Below are 20566 nucleotides of genomic sequence, written 5' to 3' on the forward strand. Positions count from 1 at the left end.
TATAAAAAAAGAGCGCTTTATTGCAAGCGCTCTTTTTTATAGCTAAGAAGAATACTTCATCGTTAAATGCAAAACAGCTATTTCATCTCCAGCATTTTTATAACTATGCTTCTTATTCGCTTCAAACTGAATCGAATCAAATTCATTTAATTCATATACATCATTTTCAACTTGAATAACAACTTGTCCTTTCATAACTGTAACAAGTTCAATCGCCCCTTCATGGTGAGACTCTGGCTCATACATACTTTGCGGTCTTAAACAAGCACGATGCATCTCCATGCCCGTTTCTTTCGTATACCGGAACATTGTCTCTAACCGCCATGCCTGTCCTACGTCTACCGCAAATCCTTCTCCACAGCGAGCAATCGCTACTGGTTCTCCAACTACCATTAACCTCGACAATGGAATTGACAGCCCCTTCGTAATTTTCCAAATGACGGCTAATGTTGGATTCGTTTCACCTCTTTCGATTTTTCCTAATGTTAATTTACTAACCCCTGTTTTTTGCGCCAATTCTTCTAAACTCAGTTTTTGTTCATTACGAATTTGTCTTAATAACTGACCAACTTGCTGAATGACTTCTTTTGTTTGCATATCCTCTTTTTCTTTCATAGTAACAAAATCACCTCTAAGTATAAAATAGTTTACTTTAATTAATTTTAAGTATATTATAATATACATAAATGTTTCGAATCTCGAAAGGAGCGCTTACGTATCATGCGCGCAATATTATTAGGTATTTTATCATCCGCCTTTTTCTCTGCAACATTCATTATTAACAGAGCAATGAATGTATCTGGAACAAGCTGGGCTTGGACTGCTTCTTTTCGCTTTTTATTCGCTCTCCCTATTTTATTCCTTATCGTTTTATTTCGCAAAAACCTTTGGCCCTTATGGTCAGAAATGCGAAAACATCCCTTTGCATGGCTAGGATGGGGATCTTTAGCAGGGATCGGCTTTTATTCTTTATTAAGCTTTGCTGCTGTCTTTTCTCCAGCTTGGCTTGTTGCAGGAACTTGGCAAGTTACAATACTCGCTGGCTTGCTACTATCGCCATTATTTTTTATTACGATTGAAACAAAAACAGGTACAAAACGCGTACGCGGAAAAATCCCACTTCGCAGTTTATACGTATCACTTTTCATTTTAATTGGTGTAATTTGTATGCAAGCAACAGAAGCTGGGCATATTACAGCCACTCAATTTATATCTGGTTTTCTTCCTGTTGTTCTTGCAGCTTTCTTATATCCATTCGGCAATCGAAAAATGATGGAAGTTGTAGGAGGACGCCTTGATACTTTCCAGCGTGTATTAGGAATGGCAATCGGCAGCCTGCCTATAGCAATTATTCTTGCAATATATGGTTTTGGGGCAACAGGCATTCCAACATCCGGTCAAATGCTTCAAGGATTTTTATTAGCATTATGTTCTGGTGTTATCGCCACAATGACATTTTTCTTTGCAACAGATTTAGCGAAAGATAACCTTTCCTTATTAGGTGCTGTAGAAGCAACGCAAGCCGGAACTATGGTATTTACTGTTCTTGGTGAAATGCTTTTCTTAAATGGTTCATTCCCTATCGGACTCTCACTTATTGGGATGATTATCATTATAGCTGGAATGATCACAAATAGCATTTTGAATCGATCTATTCCAGTTACTAAACGAAAGAAAACAGCATAACAAATGAAAACACTGCATAAATAAAAAACATGATTATTCTTTGAGAATCATGTTTTTTATTTGATCAAAATTGTATAATCCTTCCCTATTTTTTTATCAGAATAATATTTCATTTTCCATTTATACTTAAAAGCACCTAATTTTATGCTATACTACGATTCATGTGTACATGAGGAGGAAAATTATGTTAAAAAAAGGAATCGCTGAATTTATTGGTACTTTTGTACTTGTATTATTTGGAACTGGAACAGCTGTTTTAGGCGGCGGAATTGAAGGAATTGGAACTTTAGGAATTGCAATGGCTTTCGGATTATCAATTGTTGCTATGGCATATAGCATTGGAACAATTTCTGGATGTCATGTAAACCCGGCAGTATCAATTGCCATGTTTGTAAACAAACGAATGAATGCTATGGAACTTAGCTACTATTTATTAGCTCAAGTTTTAGGTGGTTTATTAGGAACTGCAACATTAGTGACAATTTTAAAATCTTCTAATATGTCTTTAGATAACTTAGGACAAAATGCTTTTGGAAATTTTGGTTTGTCAGGATCTTTCTTAGTTGAATTTGTTTTAACATTCGTCTTTATTTTAGTAATTATTGTAGTAACAGGTAAAAAGGGAAACGCACAATTAGCTGGATTAGTAATTGGCTTTACACTGGTATTAGTTCACTTATTAGGTATTCCATTAACAGGCACTTCTGTTAACCCTGCACGTAGCCTAGCACCAGCTTTATTTGCTGGCGGAGAAGCTGTATCTCAATTGTGGGTATTTATTGTTGCACCAATTCTTGGTGGTATCGTTGCTGCCATTGTAGGGAAATTTGTATTAAATACTGAAAAATAGAATCTTCGATCTTTCTGAAAGTAAAAGAAGCGAGCCCACTTATACGAGGCTCGCTTTTTTTACTTTTTAATTTTTGATTGTAAATTTGTAACAAGTTGCTGAACTGTTACATTCGCAAGTACGCTTTCCATCGCTTCTTGCGCTTGCATTAATATAATTTCTAATACCGATTGAATATTCGCACCTACTGGACATTCAATATTTGGATTCTCATGGAAAGAAAATAGATGTCCTTCTTCTACTACTTCCACTGCTTTATATACATCAAGTAATGTAATCTCATCTAAATCACGAGCAAGTGATGTACCACCTTTCCCTGCTTGTACATCCACTAGACCTGCTCTTTTTAACATTCCTGTAATGCGGCGAATCACAACTGGGTTTGTATTCACACTGCCAGCAATCCATTCAGAGGTACAGCGAGAGTTTCGATCTATCGCAAGTAACGTTAACATATGAACACCTACTGTAAAACGGCTACTAATTCCCATCTGCACACCCTCCTTTTTATTCATTCTATTAAAAGACAACTCTTATTATTATATACTATTTTTAATTTATACATAAAGAAAAAGCATGATTTCACAAGAAAATCATGCTTTTTCCTATTATTGACGTTTAATAAATTTCGCTAAATCTTTAAATTTCACTTTGTCTGAGTAATTCATTACACCATTTACATAAATACGACTCGTAACAGCACTTAATATACCAATCGTCGCCAAAAGAATCGCAAGTGTTATCGTAATTTCTAACATCCCCGCCTCACCAGCTACAATGCGCGAGAATGTGACCATCGGTGTAAAGAACGGAACATACGAACTTACAACAACAATAGTACTATTTGGATCACTTAATGATTTCATACTAATGAATAATGCTGCCATTATTAAAATCGACACCGGGAACATTACACCTTGTAAATCCTCAGTCTTAGAAACAACCGCACCAGCAGCTGCATACATCATCGCATAAAGGAAATATCCTGTAACAAAATAAATTAGGAACATACTGATAACTTGTGCATCTAGCTTTGTAAAATCAATTGGCAATCCAAATAATGAACCACTTTCTAAATCTACCCAGCCTAGTACACAAGGAACAAGGTAACCACATGCCAATATAACAAGTTGTAATAACGCCGTTGAAACAACTGCCAAAATTTTTGCATACATCATAGTAAGAGGTTTTACTTTCGGAATCATGACTTCCATAACGCGAGAAGCTTTTTCAGAAGCAATATTCATCGCAATTGTGCTTCCGAACGCAACAATGAACATATACAAAGCGAATGTAAAGAAATATGCAATTCCGAAAGAGGCAGAACGATCTTTTATCGCTTCTTGTTTCACGGAAATTTCTGTTTGCAATTGTTGTGCAATTTCCGGTGAAACATTATGTTTAGCAACCGTTACTGCCGTATATTGCTCCTTTAAATAACTAGCCATAATTGTAGAAGTTGTTTCACTAGGGAACCCATTAAACATATACGTAACCTCTGGAACTCCATTCTTTTCTTTCACATGGAATAAACCATCTAAATCTCCTTCTTCTACTTGTTTATGGAATTTATCAAAATCACCCTTTGAACCAACCGTTATTTTTGCTGATGGCAATAACTTATTTAACTCTTCTTTTTGTATTTTATATGTAGAACTTTCTACTACAACTGCAATCTTATCTTTCTCCTTACTTTTATCTCCATCAGAAGTGAAATGGTTAAATGCAAAGATTCCAAACACAACTAAAAATAAAATCGCACTCGTAATCAATGATTTTTTAGAAAAAAATGCTTCCCTGAAATAAAATGAAAATACATGAGAAAATTTACGCATTGTTATTTCGCCCTTTCTACAAATATTTCGTTTAGCGTCGGCTCTAGCATTTTAAATTGCCTTAAGCTTACACCTTGCTCTTGCAATTGTTGCAAAATCTTTAGAGCTTCTGCATCGTCTTGTACTTTTACATAAAGAAGGCCTTGTTGTTTTTCATACGGAACATGTATAGCTTCTAATCCCTTTTCATTCTCTGCTGTATCTTCAATAGTTAAATTACGAAAACCGTATTCTTTCTTAATATCACTTAGCTGTCCTTCTACGACTGCTTCACCTTTTTTCAAAATACATACATGTTGGCAAAAAGCCTCTACTTGTTCCATACGATGACTTGATAAAATAATCGTCTTTCCGCTCTGTACTTGTTCTTCAATAATACTAGCTAGCATTCCAGCATTAACTGGATCAAGTCCGCTAAATGGTTCATCTAAAATAAGTAGTTCTGGATTATGAAGAAGGGCCGCAATTAATTGGATTTTTTGTTGATTCCCTTTTGAAAGCTCTCCTGCCGTTTTAAATTTATATTCTGGGATTGCTAATCGTTCTAACCAGTGATCGATTGCAAGATCGACTTCTTTCTTCGTCATTCCTTCTAATCTACCAAAATATCGCAGTTGATCTATTACCCTACTTTTTGTATATAATCCTCTTTCCTCTGGCAAATATCCAATTGTTACCCCACTATTACCAAATGTTTTTCCATCCCACGTAATAGAACCTTCATTAGGCGTTAATAACCCAAGAAGCATTTTAATTGTCGTTGTTTTCCCTGCACCATTTCGGCCAAGTAAACCTAACACTTCACCTTTTGGTAACGAGATTTGCAAACCGTTAACTGCCTTTGATTCTCCAAATGTTTTTGTTAAGTTTTGAATTTGTAAACTCAAAGTATAAAGCCTCCCCTTTAATATCATTCGTACTCTCTTAAAGACTATGATTGTTTGAAATAAAATATAGTATTATATTTCATTCTCTTATATGTACCATCATCTCTAATCCATCATTTGTTTCATTTAGTTAAAATTGTAAATAACAGAACGGAGTTTGTCAATTATAATTGTCATTTTGACAATAAAGTAAGTCAAATAACTCATTATCATTTTGTTCATCTTTCTAATATAGGGCACACTACTATATATACAAAAGACAATATACAAAAGTTCATAAAAAAGGTATAAAAAATATTATATTTTAATATATAATATTAAAGAATTTAGTTACATCAAGGAGGATACATATGAAAATGAAAAGAGGCATTACCACATTATTATCTGTAGCAGTTCTTTCTACATCACTTGTAGCATGTTCAGGAACAGCTGAAAAAACTGTAGCAAAAGAAGAAAAAGTAAAATTAACAGATCAACAGCTAATGGCTGATCTATGGTATCAAACAGCTGGTGAAACAAAAGCTTTGTATTATCAAGGCTATAACATCGGACAATTAAAACTCGATGCTGCTCTTGCAAAAGGGACAAGTAAAAAACCAGCAATTGTACTAGATTTAGATGAAACCGTTTTAGATAACAGCCCTCACCAAGCGATGACTGTGAAAGAAGGAAAGGGCTATCCTTATAAATGGGATGAGTGGATTAATAAAGCAGAAGCGGAAGCTCTTCCTGGTGCAATTGACTTCTTAAAATATACGGAGTCTAAAGGTGTAGATATCTACTACATTTCAAACCGTAAAACAAATCAATTAGATGCAACAATTAAAAATCTTGAGCGCGTTGGTGCTCCGCAAGCAACGAAAGAACATATTTTACTACAAGATCCGAAAGAAAAAGGGAAAGAAAAACGTCGTGAACTTGTTTCACAATCACACGATATCGTCCTATTCTTCGGTGATAACTTATCTGACTTCACTGGATTTGATGGGAAATCTGTAAAAGATCGCAATCAAACAGTTGAAGAAACAAAAGCACAATTTGGCGAGAAATTCATCATTTTCCCTAATCCAATGTACGGTGATTGGGAAGGTTCTCTATATGATTACAACTTCAAAAAATCTGATGCAGAAAAAGATAAAATTCGTCGTGATAACTTAAAATCATTCGAAGTAAAATAGTAAAAGGATGGCCTATGCCATCCTTTTACTATTTTATCCTAATCTAATCATACATATATCTGAATGTTACATATATAATTCAACAAAATCAAACATTTTTTGACATTTTCTTTGCAATTCTATTACGTTACGACTCTTATATTTCTTTTTATAGAAACTAGACTTATAATTAACATACTAGAAAAATTATAAGAAAGGACTGAGATTACACAGCGTTATGAAAAAGGTAATTGTTATTTCTGCCACTACGATTGTAATCGGTATTACATCCTTCGCTTATTTCAGCTCAAAATCACCATTACAAAATGAAGCGAAAGCTGTCGAAACACAAAAACATATTGAACATCCAAAAGAAGAGATTCCAACATTCCCAAAAGCAACTCATACTGCTAAAAAAATAGATGAGAATTTCTCTCTTGTTACAAATCCAGATTCACCTCTTGTATTAGTAAATAAACATCGTAAATTACCAGATGGCTATACACCAGACGATCTTATAAGACCAGACGTTCCATTTGCATATCCAAAAGATAAAGAGAAAACATTACTTCGTAAAGATGCTGGTGCAGCTCTCGAAAAAATGTTCCATGCAGCAAAAGAACAAGGACTAGAGCTTACTGCTGTATCAGGATACCGTTCTTATAAACGACAACAATCATTACATAATATGTACATAAAACGACAAGGACAAGCTGAAGCAGATTCGGTAAGCGCAATCCCTGGAACAAGTGAACATCAAACAGGCCTTACAATGGATATTAGTTCTAAATCAGCAAATTATCAATTAGAGCCTATTTTCGGTGAAACAGAAGAAGGTAAATGGGTTGCAGCACATGCCCATGAATTTGGATTCATTATTCGTTATTTAGAGGATAAAACAGATACGACGGAATACGCATACGAACCATGGCATATTCGCTATGTTGGTAATCCATATGCTACATACTTACATAAACATCACTTAACATTAGAAGAAGCAATGGATGCAAAAAAATAAGAGAGCATAGCGCTCTCTTATTTTTTTGCATTCATTATTGCAGTAGCTTTTGCTTCCATTCTTCAAGCCAAGGTGCCCCTTTTCCCGTTTTCTTTGAGGCTTGCACCATTGCCCCGCGCCCTACTAAACAAACTTCTCCCGCTTCATTTTTCACCATATAGTGTAAATCCAAAGAAGAATTCCCAATTGTTTCAGCTTTTACATATACCTTTAAATGTTCATCGAAGAAAATTTGTTTTAAAAAATCACATTGTAAGTCAGCAACAACAATCATTGTTTCTGATGCTTCATGTGTCCATTCTTGCATAAAACCAAGCTCTTTAAAAAATTCAATACGTGCTTCTTCAAAATATGTAAAAGCAACACCATTATTCATGTGTCCAAACATATCTGTTTCACAAAAACGAACTTTCACAGGAATATAAAATGAAAAATCTTTTTCCCAGCTAGCAAAGTTTTCAATATAGGAAATCTTCTTCATGTTTTTCTCTCCTTTTTCTCTCATTCTCATAAGTTACACAACAACTTTCGGAATAAACAAAAAATTAAAACGATAAAAAACCATATATCCATTTTGATTTTCCAACCTATCAGTCGCGGCTATGGAAAACAACAGATGACCTACACTCATTTTCTCCCTTTGTTTTCACTCAGAATAGGGCTACCGTTTCTATGCATGATCGGATCCTCTCTCCCACCCAAAAAGAAGAATTTCATCTCGGTTTTTCCATTTGTATTTATATAAATATTGCCTCTTCGATTCGAAGAGGCAATATAAATTAATAGTTATTGTCGCTACCAAAGAAATCTTTAAACGACTGAATTGTTGTATCACGGTTTAATGCTGCAATTGAAGTTGTTAACGGGATACCTTTTGGACATGATTGTACGCAGTTTTGCGAGTTACCACAGTTCGCAAGGCCACCATCACCCATAATTGCACGTAAGCGCTCTGCTTTATGCATTTCACCAGTTGGATGTGAGTTAAATAAACGTGCTTGTGAAAGCGGCGCTGGTCCGATAAAGTCAGATTTACTGTTTACGTTCGGACACGATTCTAAGCAAACACCACATGTCATACATTTTGAAAGCTCATATGCCCATTGACGCTTTTTCTCTGGCATTCTTGGTCCTGGTCCTAAATCATACGTACCATCGATTGGAACCCAAGCCTTAACACGTTTCAAAGCATCAAACATACGACTACGATCAACTTGTAAATCACGTACTACCGGGAATGTCTTCATCGGTTTTATACGAACGGGTTGTTCTAATTTATCGATAAGCGCTGTACATGATTGACGTGGTTTACCGTTAATTACCATTGAACAAGCACCACATACTTCTTCTAAACAGTTCATATCCCATGCAACAGGAGTCGTATGATTTCCTTTTGCATCAACAGGATTACGACGAATTTCCATAAGAGCCGAAATAATATTCATATTTGGGCGATATGGAATTTCAAATTCCTGATCAAACGATTGTGCATCTGGTCCATCTTGTCTCGTAATGATGAGGCGGATTGTTTTCTCAGACATGTTGTTTATCCCCCTTCTCTTCACCCTTAGCAGCTACATCATGTTTTGAAGAATAATCACGTTTACGTGGTTTGATTAATGAAACATCAACGTCTTCGTAATGGAATGCCGGTGCATTTCCTTCTCCTTCAAACTTCGCCATTGTAGTTTTTAAGAAGTTCGCATCATCACGATTTGGGAATTCTGGTTTATAATGCGCACCGCGGCTTTCATTACGGTTATACGCACCAATTGTAATAACACGAGCTAATTCAAACATATTTGCCAGTTGGCGTGTAAACGAAGCACCTTGGTTACTCCATTTTGCTGTATCGTTAATGTTAATGCGTTTATAACGTTCCATTAACTCTTGAATTTTCGCATCTGTTTCTAATAACTTTTTATTTTCACGAACTACTGTAACGTTATCCGTCATCCATTCTCCAAGCTCTTTATGAAGAACATATGCATTTTCATTACCATCTAACGTTAAAATATTGTTAAATTTCTCTGTTTCGATTAATTCATTTTGCTCGTATAAAGTAGATGAAACAGCATCAGATGATTTTGAAAGACCTTTCATATATTCAATCGCATTTGGTCCCGCTACCATACCGCCATAAATCGCTGAAAGTAACGAGTTAGCACCTAATCGGTTACCACCGTGCATAGAGTAATCACACTCACCTGCTGCAAATAACCCTGGAATACTTGTCATTTGCTTATAATCAACCCATAGTCCGCCCATTGAATAATGAACAGCAGGGAAGATTTTCATCGGTAGTTTACGAGGATCATCACCTGTGAACTTTTCATAGATTTCAATAATTCCACCAAGTTTAATATCTAGTTCTTTCGGATCTTTATGAGAAAGATCTAGATATACCATGTTTTCACCGTTAATACCTAGTTTTTGCTCGACACACACGTCAAAAATTTCACGCGTTGCGATATCACGAGGCACAAGGTTTCCATATGCAGGATATTTCTCTTCTAAGAAGTACCATGGCTTACCGTCTTTATACGTCCAAACGCGTCCACCTTCACCACGTGCAGATTCACTCATTAGACGTAACTTATCGTCCCCAGGAATTGCTGTTGGGTGAATTTGAATGAACTCACCATTCGCATAATATGCACCTTGTTGATATACAGCAGATGCTGCTGTACCTGTATTAATAATAGAGTTTGTTGATTTTCCGAAGATGATACCAGGGCCCCCTGTTGCCATAATTACGGCATCAGCTTGGAAACTCTTAATCTCCATAGATTGTAAGTCTTGTGCGACGATTCCGCGACATACGCCTTCGTCATCCACAACAGCACGTAAGAAATCCCAACCTTCATATTTCGTTACAAGTCCTGCTACTTCATGACGGCGTACTTGCTCATCTAATGCGTACAATAATTGTTGGCCAGTTGTTGCACCAGCGAATGCTGTACGGTGATGTTGTGTTCCCCCGAAACGACGGAAATCAAGAAGTCCTTCTTCTGTACGGTTAAACATAACACCCATACGGTCCATTAAATGAATAATACCAGGCGCTGCTTCACACATTGCTTTAACTGGCGGCTGGTTCGCTAAGAAGTCACCACCATAGATTGTATCGTCAAAGTGAATCCATGGAGAATCCCCTTCACCTTTCGTATTTACAGCACCGTTCATGCCACCCTGTGCACATACAGAATGCGAACGTTTTACTGGTACTAAAGAGAACAGTTCCACGTTTACTCCTGCTTCTGCTGCCTTAATCGTTGCCATTAAGCCGGCTAAGCCACCACCGACTACTATAAGTTTCCCTTTCATGCTCTCCCACTCCTTACTGATTTGCTAGCTGTGGATCGATGAACGCTAATAATGCACTCACACCTACATAAGATAAACCTAAGAAAATAGCTAATGTTACATAAGTAGAGATACGTTGTGAACGTGGCGATACTGTAATTCCCCAGCTAATGCAGAATGTCCATAATCCATTCGCAAAGTGGAAAATTGTTGATACAACCCCAACTAAGTAGAAACCAAACATAACTGGGTTGCTTAAAATATCTGCCATCATGTCATAATTTACCTGCTTACCCATTGCTGCCTGAATACGTGTTTCCCAAACGTGCCAAGATAAGAAAATAAGCGTAACGACACCTGAAATTCGTTGGAAGACGAACATCCAGTTACGGAAATAACTATAAGATGTCGCATTGTTCTTAGCTGTAAATGCAATATATAATCCATATATAGCATGGTACAGTATCGGTAAAAAGATGACGAAAATTTCTAGCGCATACCGGAATGGAAGGAGCTCCATAAAATGAGCAGCTTTGTTAAAAGCCTCTGCCCCTCTTGTTGCAAAATTGTTTACTACTAAATGTTGCGTCAAAAAGACACCAACCGGAATGACCCCCATTAATGAGTGCCACTTGCGAAACGTATACTCGCGGCCTTTCATGTCCCCATTACCCCCCTTGAGTGTTTAACTGCTGCTTTCAGTATTAGTTTATAACAATAATGTTTTTTCACTATTGCTATAAGAAAAACTGAAAAAATTATTCGAAATATTTCAGCATAATTTGATACCAAATTCATTTTACTCCTATTTTTGTCGAAGCGTCAAGAAAACGTATACATAATTTGTACATAATTTGCATATAATTTGCCACTTCCTTTTTTCTTTCTATATATTTAGATTTTCCTAAAGAAAGTGCTGTTTTTATAAATGGGAAATGTTATATAATAATCCCTATAGAAAGAGGGGAATATTTTGAGCAAAAATACAATTGATATAGCATCTTTAGAAGATGTTTCATTGAACGCTTTCGCTTATGAACTGCTGCGGGAAGAAGTACTACCTGACCTAATTGGTAAAGAATTAGATGACATCTTATACTGGGCCGGCAGAAACCTAGCACGAAAATATCCGCTAGAGACGATTGAAGAAGTCATTTATTTTTTTGAAAAAGCTGGCTGGGGTCGCTTGAACATCATCGAGCATAAACGCCGTGAAATGCATTTTCAGCTAACAAGCCCGCTCATTACAGAGCGTCAAAAGCAAAATAGACATTCTTCTTACCAATTAGAAACTGGATTTGTTGCAGAACAAATTCAAAAGCAACGAAATGTTGTTGCAGAGTCATATGAAGAGCAAAAAAAACGTTCGGATTCTATCACATTTCTTGTAAAATGGGACGTAAAAGATCCTATCGAAGTGTAGAATCTACATTAACAGTCAACTAGACATATAGGTTTAGTTGACTTTTCTATATAAATCCAAATTAAAAAAACGACATAAACCATTTCTTTTTAGGTGGGAGAGAGTATCCGGCCATGCATAGAAGCGGTCAGTGCCTTTTTTCTCCCCCTACCGTGTGAAAACAAAAGGAGGAAATGTGTGAAGAACTGTTTTTGTTTTCATAGCTACAGCTTATATGTCGAAAAATCAAAATGGATTTATATTGCATATTCATTCATTTTTAATAATTTTTAATCTTCTGAAATTATATCAAAAAATAGAAGACATTGTAAACTACAACGTCTTCTTATCTGTTAAATAGGAATAAATGGTTTCTGCAACATTTTGTGGCATTCCCGCTTCGACAAATTCCGTCACAGAAGCTTCTTTCATCTTTTTTAGGGAGCCAAAATGTTTTAACAATACTTTTTTTCGCTTTTCACCAACTCCAGGAATCCCATCTAAAGTAGATTGAATCACTGATTTCCCGTGAAGCTGACGGTGAAATGTAATTGCAAATCGGTGTACCTCGTCTTGAATACGCTGCAATAAATAAAATTCTTGGCTATTTCTTTCAAGCATAACAGGCTCAGGAGGATCACCAATCATTAAATGCGATGTACGGTGTTTATCATCCTTAACAAGTCCAGCCATCGGAATATATAAGCCAAGTTCATTTTCAAGCACATCACTAGCAGCTGCAAGATGTCCTTTCCCGCCATCAATCACAATTAAATCAGGTAGTGGCAAATTCTCTTTTAAAGCACGCGTATACCGCCGGCGTACAACCTCTCGCATCGATTCATAATCATCTGGCCCTTGAACTGTCTTTATCTTATATTTTCGATACTCTTTTTTCGCTGGTTTTCCATCAATAAAGACAATCATTGCTGAAACTGGATTCGTCCCTTGAATATTTGAGTTATCAAATGCTTCAATACGATATGGTGTTTCAATGTCAAGCTGCTTACCTAAATTTTCAACAGCCTTAATTGTTCGCTCTTCATCACGTTCAATTAAATAAAACTTCTCCCCTAAAGCGATCTTCGCATTCTTGTTTGCTAATTCAACGAGGTCTTTTTTCTTTCCTCGTTTTGGCTGCGTTACATCCACTTCTAAAAAACGCTCTACTAATTCAGGATCAATACTGCCTGGCACTACAATTTCCTTTGGTTTAAAATGATTGTTTTGTTCATAAAATTGACCGATAAATGTTAAAAACCCTTCTTCCGGCTCATCATAAATTGGGAACATAGAGACATCGCGCTCGATTAACTTACCTTTTCGGACAAAGAAAACTTGCACGCACATCCAGCCTTTATCCACCGCATAACCAAACACATCGCGGTCAACTAAGTCACTCATAATCATCTTCTGCTTTTCCATAATCGCATCTATATGAGAAATTTGATCACGTAATTCTTTTGCACGTTCAAACTCTAATTTTTCCGATGCTTCATACATTTTCGCTTCTAATTCTGAACGAACTTCTTTATGTCCACCATTCAAAAACTTAACAATTCCATCTACAATTTCTTGATTCTGTTCATCCGTTACCTCTTGTACACAAGGTGCTAAGCATTGTCCCATATGATAATATAAACAAACTTTATCTGGTATATTTGTACATTTCCGAAGCGGATACATGCGATCTAATAGTTTTTTTGTTTCATGAGCTGATTGCGCATTTGGATACGGACCAAAATACTTTCCTTTATCCTTTTTTACATTTCTCGTAATGAGCAAACGTGGCTGTTTTTCAGCTGTAATTTTAATAAATGGATATGTTTTATCATCTTTTAATTGGATATTATATTTTGGATCATATTTTTTGATTAAATTTAATTCTAAAATAAGTGCCTCTAGATTCGAGGAGGTAACAATATATTCAAAATCAACAATTTCTCCGACAAGACGGAGTGTCTTCCCATCATGTGAACCAGTAAAATACGAGCGCACACGATTTTTTAACACCTTTGCCTTCCCGACATATATAACCGTTCCTTGCTTATCTTTCATTAAGTAACAGCCTGGTTGATCTGGTAAAATTGATAATTTTTCTTTTAAATGCTCGTGCACTCGCTTTCTCCTCTCTTACTTTTTCCACCTATATAAGACTATTTTATGATACACAGGATCAAATAATGGATTAGAACGAAAAACAGCTACTTGTTCCAGTTGTCCTTTTATATCAATCCCTTGCTTTTCAAATCCTTCAATAAGATGATTTGTAACGTATATCGTATCATTTTTATGATATTTTTTATCCTGTAAAAAATAGTCATATGTGTAAAAACGTTTATGTTCATACGGCATCTGCAAGTATTCCATAACCCTCGTCTCTTCCCACGTGTATACAATAAATGACTGCTGTTTTCCCTCTAAATATGATGCCAGCTGATACGTTGCCGGTACCTCCACCTGTTGTTCTTTCATAAGCGGTATACTTACTATAAGTTGGCTTGTAGCAAATAACAGCAATACAATACCACGATGTCTTTTTAACCACGAGATAGCAAATACGCAAAGGAACATCACTACAATCGGATAAGAATGGCGCGGTTTATCAATATTTTGTCCAAGTAAATTCCAAAGAAAATAGAAACTTCCAAGAGCAATTATAACCTTTGGATAGCAACGTATGTTCTTCCATTGTAAAACAAATAGAAACAAAAAGGAAAGAAAGAAACCTACCAGATAATACGAGTGCATGCCTATTCCTGCAAAGATGATGTTTTCAGAAAGTAAACGGTAGAAACGTGAAATAAGTGGTTCACTCGTTTCTGTAACTGCTCCGCCCCATTCAGTAAAATGGCCTTCTACAAATCCGAAAGAGATTTTCCACAACCCCGTTATTCCACCAATGTTCCAAATAAGAGCACTGACCCAAACTAACTGTGAAAGGACAGTTGTACAAAATAAGATTATAAACCGCCATTTTTCTTCATGCCATTGTTGCCATAATAACAAAATAAGCACAATTCCAAACGGCGCGTATGATAAGCGTATGCCCATTAATAGCGCAAAGAAGAGAACGGGCCAAAATTGAGTTTGAAAACGCTTTGTACGAAAGGCACGTTCAATACTCCATATATACCACCATACGATTGCTAATGCTGCACCTTCTGACATAGGCTGCGTTACTAAAATAGAGAAATAGCCGCTCGTTTGTAAAACAGCTACAACAATAAGAGCGCTCGTTCTACTTACATAATGACGCGCAATCCAGTACATCGGAAAAGCTGCGCTAAGTGCCATAATGGCGTTAAAAATCCCTAACGATTGCACAGGGTTTTCTATAAAAAGATGCGTTATCATTCCCCCTAAAATAAAAAAAGGATAGCCCGGGAAATGTGGCTGCATTGCTAATATGTCATATTGCTTTAATGCAAGCGTAAAATCGACTTCGTCCCACGTTGCCGCAAACGGACTCGCATAGAAAAACCGAATACAAATCGCGCTAGTAAATAGAATAACTGCCCATATACGTAATATTTGTTTCATCTTATTTCCTTTCTGCAAAAAAAGCACAAGGAAAACTCCTTGTACTTTTAGCTTACTGACTTATCTTCTTCGACTATTGTTTGCTTTTTTTAACAGGTTTTTTAAAGATGATTAACATGTACAATACAACAAAATATCCGATATACACAAGTACTTCTTCAAGAGATGGCATCGATGAATATCCTAAAAATGCTTTTAAGAAAATACCGATATCCCCGGAAAGAAGTGGTGCAGTACCATGATCACGCAAATAGTGAGCGTAATCAATTGGATGCTCTGGTAGTAGCCATGTAATATCATATACATGCGGCATAACGCTGCCGAGTATTTTTAAATCTTGGAGCATAGAAATGCCTTGTACAAGAAGACCCGCTGCAATTAAGACGATAAATGCGCCCGTTACTTTAAAGAATACTTTAAGTGAAATGCGCATCGTTCCTTTAAAGAATAAGTAGCTAACAACAACTGCAACGAGTAGGCCTGAAATAGCTCCCCAGCCCTTCATCGCTTCTCCAATATTCCCGCCTGTAATAGCTGCGAAGAAAAACACTGTTTCAACACCTTCTCGAAGTACAACAAGAAAGGAGTGTACGACCATTCCAATTATGTTTCCAGCCGTAATATACTGACTCATTTTACTTTCCATATTGGCTTTCATATTTTTACTATGTTCTGCCATCCAAAATACCATTTGTGTAAGTAGAATGGCAGAAACGAAAATAATGGATATTTTCAAATACATTTCGCTGCCCATAGCAGCAAAACCAGTAAATACAACTTGAAAGACAAGAGCGACAATATAACTTGCTACAACCGCAAGCCCTGCTCCTAGCCAAACATATTTCACAAATTGCTTACTATCTGTACGCTTTAAATATGTCGTAATAATCCCAACAATAAGCAACGCTTCTAATACTTCACGAAATGTAATGAGAAATGCCTGAAGTTGCATCGTTCTTCCCCCTCATCCTTACTTACGTTTTCTTACAGCATATACAATGACCCCAACAAGTATAAGTACAATAACTACAATTGGAGCCCAGTTTTTCAAGCTACTTAAATCTGTCCACTCTGCTTTTTCTGTTTTATCAGAAGCTACTTTATCTTCTTGACTATTCGCACTGAAGTGTCCCACTTTAAAGTCTTTAATTTTAAACTCTTTTTGTAAACTTGTTAAAATAACATCTTTACTTTTCTTGAAAGCATCTTGATTTGCTTCTTTTTGACCTACCCCAAATAATCCTGGGTTTCCTAATGATTCTAATGCTTTATTAAATTCATCCTTTAGCTTTGTATCCAACTCTTTATTGCGCTCACCAACAACTGGCGATAACGCTTCATATGTAGCAAATGCTTTAGCTAATAAACGTTTGCTTGTATCATAGTCTGTAAATTTTTCATCAACATTTGTTAAACGGCGATTAATATTAAGCGCAAGAATTTTTTGCATATCAGCAATGATATCTTCTTTATTTTGTTTATCAAAGTCCTTCATCATTGCTTTAGAAGGTTCTTTTCCCATATGTTGATCAATTTCTTCTTGCACATTCTCATATGCTTTTTTCGCTTCTTTAAAATTTGCCGGATTTTCATCTAGCTTTGCAATCATTTGCTTATATGCCTCTGCAACTTTTTCTTCGTTCGGATTTCCATACGAATAAGCAAATGCACTCGTTTGAATTGAGAATGTTAAGAAAATAACAACAAATAATGATGTAATGATTTTTTTCATGAACGTTCCTCCCGAGATTAATGATAATTATTATCATTTTTATTATCAAGATAAGAAATGCTCGCTACGAACACTTCTTATCCTCTGTTAATACATGTGCAGCATAGTCAATCGTAACTTTTTCTACCGGACGTGTCATTTCTTTCCAAATCGCTGGAAACACCCGCGTCATATACTTACGAAAAGATATGAAAGACTCCCCTGTTTTTCGTACTTTATACGTAATCGGTACTTCTTGTACTCGAAATCCTTTTCGTACTAAATTCAAAGTAATGACTTGGGCATAGTTATAATCGTGAATAATTTCCCCATGCTCCATGGCTTGTCTAGAAAAGGCACGCATGCCTGATTGCCCATCGCGAATCCATTTCCGCAGTAACAAACATTGCAACATCGTAAAGCAGTAATTCCCAAGACGTCGATGTAATTTCATCCCTCGAATTGTTCCTCGAAAACGAGAACCCATCGTATAATCTGCTTCTCCAGCAAAGATAGGCTCAAGTACATTCGGGATTTCATCAGCTGGGTATTCGTCATCAGCATCTATCATTACACTAATGTCAGCCCCAAGGTGATAGCTCTCCTGCAAACCAGCTCGAACAGCTGCACCAAGTCCTCCGTTTTTTGCAAATGAAACGATGTGATCAGCCCCCGCCTCTTTTGCAACAGCTACTGTTCTATCAGTTGAGCCATCATCGATGACAAGTACTTCTACCGTTACATTTGGATGAAAATGACGCGGCACCTTTTGAATGACATGTGCAATAGAATCCTCTTCATTTAGGGCTGGTATAAAAACAATTACTTTCATTCCTTTTCCTGCTCCTTTAACGCTTCTACTAATACAGGACCACGACTATGAGATGGATACGGCGCTCCTAATAAGTAAGCAATTGTAGGTGCCATAGAAACAAGACTCTTCTTCTCTTCTACTTTTATTCCTTGAGCGATATGAGGACCACACATAAAGAATGGTACAAACCGCTCGCCCTCATCTAAATGACCGTGACCACCAATTCCATCCGCTTGTCCATGATCTGCGCAAATGATAAATGTCGTATTTTCTGCTTTGCCTGTTTTCTCTAAATGCTCGATAAACTGCTTCACATGCTGATCTGCTTCATGAATTTTTTGTAAATATTCATCATATAATACGCCGCGACTATGCCCTGTTTGATCTGTAGAAATAAGCTGGACGATAAATAAATCTGGATCTTGTTCATCCATAATTTTTCTTGCTTTCTCCATAATTTTCGAGTCGACAACATCATTTTTCATTACAGCCGTAAATGTTTCCACATCATCGCCAAACGCGTCGACTAAATGCGCAACTGCTAACATTTTCCCTGTTTTATCTACTTTACGAAGAGAATCAAAAATACTCTCTACGTTCACTCCATGCTTCCAAACCATATTCGATTTAATACCATGCTCAAATGAATACGTTCCTGTAAACATAGATGAGAAACATACCACTGTACGAGCCGGATATACAGTTTCCATATTTAAAAACTCTGTCCCTTGTTTTCGAAGTGAATCTAAATATGGTGTATGCGCCGCCTCAAAACGATCTTTTCGCATACCGTCAATCACAATCACGACTACTTTTTCATTTAATGCCTTTTGATTTTCAGGCATATTCTTCGTATAAGTAGGAATTGCTTTCGGCTGCCAATCAAATAAATTACGATGTAATATAAGTGTATATACGAGAAGAGCACTGTAAAATATAAGAAGCGTTTTCCAATCTACACCACTAAATGTACCACCCTCTTGGAAGAACTCGTAGTAGTAATACCAAAGCGAAAGTAATAGTAAAAACTTTGGCATTTGTTCCTGTGCATTCCCACTTGTAGAATCACTATTTTTCAAAACAAGCTTCCAAAATCGTGTAAAGTTCAACCATGATGTCCCAATCCGCAAATGATAATATAACGTTCCCCAAAATAAAATTGTAAAGAAGAAATATAATCCTAATGCAAAAAAGAATAATGGTAAATGAACCATCTTAAATACAATTAAATAGGCGACAAACGGAAACCATAAATAGTTTCGTAAAAACAATGGAAAATCAAACAAATAATATAAAACAAATAAAGGTACAACGAGGACAAAACTGCTAACAAATACTGAAATAAAACCAGTTTGTCCAAACTGTGAGATAGAAAACAATAAAAATGTACCGAATACAAAAATCGGTGTAAATGGTTTCCCTTCATTCAGCAAGTTCCAGCAGCGGGCTGCTACCTTTTCAAATTTTGATGCCTTTTTTACTTCTTCCACCGGATGTTTTCTCCCTTCTGACTAACAAGTGAACGCAATTCCATGGGATATAAAACGAGTAAAAGTGCGCCCACACCATAAGAAAATATAAACTTAAATCCATGACTCATTAATGACCATTCATACGCCTCTACTGATCCTACCCCAAGCGCTCTTAACGCAAACGTCATTACCGTTTCATATGTCCCAATACCGCCTGGCGTTAATTGAAATACTTGCCCCGCGATGGTCACACTATTGACCCAAATCGCTTGTATAAATGTAAGAGAACTCGCGATTTCATATATAACAAAAGCTTCACAAATCCAGCTTATTACAATCAGTAAGATAATAATGATCCCTTGTACTGTAAACAAAACTGCCTTTAATTGCTTCCACTGACTCTCTACAAATTGCGGTGCTTTCTTATGCATAAGAAACAACATACCAATTCCAGTACATATACAAGCGAGGATAACGGGAGCATTCAGCAAAATATCTCCCCACATTATAAACATCCCTACGGCTCCAAATATACCAAGGATAAGCAAATCTAATATACGGAGCACAACAACTGATTGTGCCCCTTCCCCTAAGGTCACTTTTTTTTCTTTTGTAATAATTGCAATCCGAACAGCATCTCCTACTTTCAATGGAGAAACATGATTAATAAACAAACTATAAAACAACCCATATAAAGCTTCTTTCATTGTAATACGATGATGAAGATACAATTGCCAAGCATAGGCACGAAAGAAAAATGCAACACCATATATCATGATAAGAAGCACTACCGTATAAGGATGTTTCCATAATCCATATAGTTGTCTCCACAAAGAAGACGCTTCAAACGATTTCCACGATATGACAAAAAAAACACATAACAAA

At 36.4% G+C, this 20566-nt stretch carries 20 protein-coding genes; 5 read left to right on the plus strand and 15 right to left on the minus strand.

The features are described 5' to 3' along the window. Positions 1-42: 42 nt before the first annotated feature. Positions 43-615: a helix-turn-helix domain-containing protein gene (locus ORL93_RS13830; protein WP_018781667.1), complete on the minus strand. Its 573-nt coding sequence runs from the start codon at positions 613-615 to the stop codon at positions 43-45. 105 nt (positions 616-720) lie between these two features. On the opposite strand from ORL93_RS13830, the gene ORL93_RS13835 reads away from it, so the two are divergent. Continuing rightward, positions 721-1686: a DMT family transporter gene (locus ORL93_RS13835; protein ID WP_003200735.1), complete on the plus strand. Its 966-nt coding sequence runs from the start codon at positions 721-723 to the stop codon at positions 1684-1686. Between the two features lie 184 nt (positions 1687-1870). Beyond that, on the plus strand, positions 1871-2536 hold the full coding sequence (locus tag ORL93_RS13840) for an aquaporin (RefSeq protein ID WP_097795375.1): 666 nt from the start codon (positions 1871-1873) through the stop codon (positions 2534-2536). 59 nt (positions 2537-2595) lie between these two features. On the opposite strand, the gene ORL93_RS13845 is transcribed toward ORL93_RS13840, so the two are convergent. The 3 genes from ORL93_RS13845 to ORL93_RS13855 all read right to left on the minus strand — a co-directional run bounded on the left by ORL93_RS13845 (position 2596) and on the right by ORL93_RS13855 (position 5258). Then, the gene (locus ORL93_RS13845) at positions 2596-3027 is read right to left on the minus strand and encodes an Rrf2 family transcriptional regulator (RefSeq protein ID WP_016116523.1); all 432 of its coding nucleotides are present in this window, start codon (positions 3025-3027) and stop codon (positions 2596-2598) included. Positions 3028-3144: 117 nt separating this feature from the next. Further along, positions 3145-4371: an ABC transporter permease gene (locus tag ORL93_RS13850; RefSeq protein WP_003200723.1), complete on the minus strand. Its 1227-nt coding sequence runs from the start codon at positions 4369-4371 to the stop codon at positions 3145-3147. 2 nt (positions 4372-4373) lie between these two features. Next, on the minus strand, positions 4374-5258 hold the full coding sequence (locus ORL93_RS13855; protein WP_003208657.1) for an ABC transporter ATP-binding protein: 885 nt from the start codon (positions 5256-5258) through the stop codon (positions 4374-4376). A 350-nt stretch (positions 5259-5608) separates the two neighbouring features. Here ORL93_RS13855 and ORL93_RS13860 point away from each other — a divergent pair, with 350 nt between their 5' ends. Together ORL93_RS13860 and ORL93_RS13865 are read left to right on the plus strand one after the other, a co-directional pair. Beyond that, complete coding sequence (locus ORL93_RS13860; protein WP_097795374.1) at positions 5609-6436, plus strand: 5'-nucleotidase, lipoprotein e(P4) family; 828 nt, start codon at positions 5609-5611, stop codon at positions 6434-6436. A 217-nt stretch (positions 6437-6653) separates the two neighbouring features. Beyond that, on the plus strand, positions 6654-7433 hold the full coding sequence (locus ORL93_RS13865; protein ID WP_018781662.1) for a M15 family metallopeptidase: 780 nt from the start codon (positions 6654-6656) through the stop codon (positions 7431-7433). Positions 7434-7467: 34 nt separating this feature from the next. On the opposite strand, the gene ORL93_RS13870 is transcribed toward ORL93_RS13865, so the two are convergent. From ORL93_RS13870 to ORL93_RS13885, 4 genes are all read right to left on the minus strand, one after another. Next, positions 7468-7914: an acyl-CoA thioesterase gene (locus ORL93_RS13870; RefSeq protein ID WP_097795373.1), complete on the minus strand. Its 447-nt coding sequence runs from the start codon at positions 7912-7914 to the stop codon at positions 7468-7470. A gap of 298 nt (positions 7915-8212) precedes the next feature. Continuing rightward, the gene (gene sdhB, locus ORL93_RS13875) at positions 8213-8974 is read right to left on the minus strand and encodes a succinate dehydrogenase iron-sulfur subunit (protein ID WP_016116528.1); all 762 of its coding nucleotides are present in this window, start codon (positions 8972-8974) and stop codon (positions 8213-8215) included. Further along, positions 8967-10760: a succinate dehydrogenase flavoprotein subunit gene (sdhA, locus tag ORL93_RS13880; RefSeq protein WP_003200712.1), complete on the minus strand. Its 1794-nt coding sequence runs from the start codon at positions 10758-10760 to the stop codon at positions 8967-8969. Before sdhA ends, sdhB begins: the two co-directional genes overlap by 8 nt. A 13-nt stretch (positions 10761-10773) precedes the next feature. Continuing rightward, positions 10774-11400: a succinate dehydrogenase cytochrome b558 subunit gene (locus ORL93_RS13885; RefSeq protein ID WP_003200710.1), complete on the minus strand. Its 627-nt coding sequence runs from the start codon at positions 11398-11400 to the stop codon at positions 10774-10776. Between the two features lie 312 nt (positions 11401-11712). On the opposite strand from ORL93_RS13885, the gene ORL93_RS13890 reads away from it, so the two are divergent. Next, positions 11713-12162, plus strand: a complete 450-nt coding sequence (locus tag ORL93_RS13890; RefSeq protein ID WP_097795372.1) for a YslB family protein — start codon at positions 11713-11715, stop codon at positions 12160-12162. A gap of 312 nt (positions 12163-12474) precedes the next feature. On the opposite strand, the gene uvrC is transcribed toward ORL93_RS13890, so the two are convergent. The 7 genes from uvrC to ORL93_RS13925 all read right to left on the minus strand — a co-directional run bounded on the left by uvrC (position 12475) and on the right by ORL93_RS13925 (position 20565). Further along, positions 12475-14259: an excinuclease ABC subunit C gene (gene uvrC / locus ORL93_RS13895; protein WP_265959141.1), complete on the minus strand. Its 1785-nt coding sequence runs from the start codon at positions 14257-14259 to the stop codon at positions 12475-12477. Positions 14260-14274: 15 nt separating this feature from the next. Then, the gene (locus ORL93_RS13900) at positions 14275-15684 is read right to left on the minus strand and encodes a hypothetical protein (protein ID WP_097795393.1); all 1410 of its coding nucleotides are present in this window, start codon (positions 15682-15684) and stop codon (positions 14275-14277) included. Between the two features lie 73 nt (positions 15685-15757). Then, positions 15758-16636, minus strand: coding sequence for an FTR1 family iron permease (locus ORL93_RS13905; protein ID WP_265959142.1), 879 nt, complete (start codon positions 16634-16636; stop codon positions 15758-15760). A gap of 18 nt (positions 16637-16654) precedes the next feature. Then, entirely contained in the window at positions 16655-17416 is a 762-nt protein-coding gene (locus tag ORL93_RS13910; RefSeq protein ID WP_097795371.1) for a hypothetical protein, read from the minus strand. Between the two features lie 64 nt (positions 17417-17480). Beyond that, on the minus strand, positions 17481-18227 hold the full coding sequence (locus ORL93_RS13915; RefSeq protein ID WP_097795370.1) for a glycosyltransferase family 2 protein: 747 nt from the start codon (positions 18225-18227) through the stop codon (positions 17481-17483). Continuing rightward, the gene (locus ORL93_RS13920; RefSeq protein WP_097795369.1) at positions 18224-19699 is read right to left on the minus strand and encodes an alkaline phosphatase family protein; all 1476 of its coding nucleotides are present in this window, start codon (positions 19697-19699) and stop codon (positions 18224-18226) included. Before ORL93_RS13920 ends, ORL93_RS13915 begins: the two co-directional genes overlap by 4 nt. Next, positions 19687-20565 (minus strand): lysylphosphatidylglycerol synthase transmembrane domain-containing protein, encoded by an 879-nt coding sequence (locus tag ORL93_RS13925; protein ID WP_097795368.1) that lies wholly within the window; start codon positions 20563-20565, stop codon positions 19687-19689. Before ORL93_RS13925 ends, ORL93_RS13920 begins: the two co-directional genes overlap by 13 nt. Position 20566 lies beyond the last annotated feature (1 nt).

The sequence above is a fragment of the Bacillus sp. DHT2 genome (genome assembly GCF_026241455.1).
GTDB classification, from domain to species: Bacteria; Bacillota; Bacilli; order Bacillales; family Bacillaceae_G; genus Bacillus_A; species Bacillus_A pseudomycoides.

Coding starts and splice junctions, on each gene's coding strand:
- ORL93_RS13900 (WP_097795393.1), bottom strand. CDS start 15,684: ATGAAACAAATATTACGTATATGGGCAGTTATTCTATTTACTAGCGCG.
- sdhB (WP_016116528.1), bottom strand. CDS start 8,974: ATGTCTGAGAAAACAATCCGCCTCATCATTACGAGACAAGATGGACCA.
- ORL93_RS13835 (WP_003200735.1), top strand. CDS start 721: ATGCGCGCAATATTATTAGGTATTTTATCATCCGCCTTTTTCTCTGCA.
- ORL93_RS13905 (WP_265959142.1), bottom strand. CDS start 16,636: ATGCAACTTCAGGCATTTCTCATTACATTTCGTGAAGTATTAGAAGCG.
- ORL93_RS13850 (WP_003200723.1), bottom strand. CDS start 4,371: ATGCGTAAATTTTCTCATGTATTTTCATTTTATTTCAGGGAAGCATTT.
- ORL93_RS13840 (WP_097795375.1), top strand. CDS start 1,871: ATGTTAAAAAAAGGAATCGCTGAATTTATTGGTACTTTTGTACTTGTA.
- ORL93_RS13885 (WP_003200710.1), bottom strand. CDS start 11,400: ATGAAAGGCCGCGAGTATACGTTTCGCAAGTGGCACTCATTAATGGGG.
- ORL93_RS13915 (WP_097795370.1), bottom strand. CDS start 18,227: ATGAAAGTAATTGTTTTTATACCAGCCCTAAATGAAGAGGATTCTATT.
- ORL93_RS13865 (WP_018781662.1), top strand. CDS start 6,654: ATGAAAAAGGTAATTGTTATTTCTGCCACTACGATTGTAATCGGTATT.
- ORL93_RS13845 (WP_016116523.1), bottom strand. CDS start 3,027: ATGGGAATTAGTAGCCGTTTTACAGTAGGTGTTCATATGTTAACGTTA.
- ORL93_RS13870 (WP_097795373.1), bottom strand. CDS start 7,914: ATGAAGAAGATTTCCTATATTGAAAACTTTGCTAGCTGGGAAAAAGAT.
- ORL93_RS13860 (WP_097795374.1), top strand. CDS start 5,609: ATGAAAATGAAAAGAGGCATTACCACATTATTATCTGTAGCAGTTCTT.
- sdhA (WP_003200712.1), bottom strand. CDS start 10,760: ATGAAAGGGAAACTTATAGTAGTCGGTGGTGGCTTAGCCGGCTTAATG.
- ORL93_RS13830 (WP_018781667.1), bottom strand. CDS start 615: ATGAAAGAAAAAGAGGATATGCAAACAAAAGAAGTCATTCAGCAAGTT.
- ORL93_RS13910 (WP_097795371.1), bottom strand. CDS start 17,416: ATGAAAAAAATCATTACATCATTATTTGTTGTTATTTTCTTAACATTC.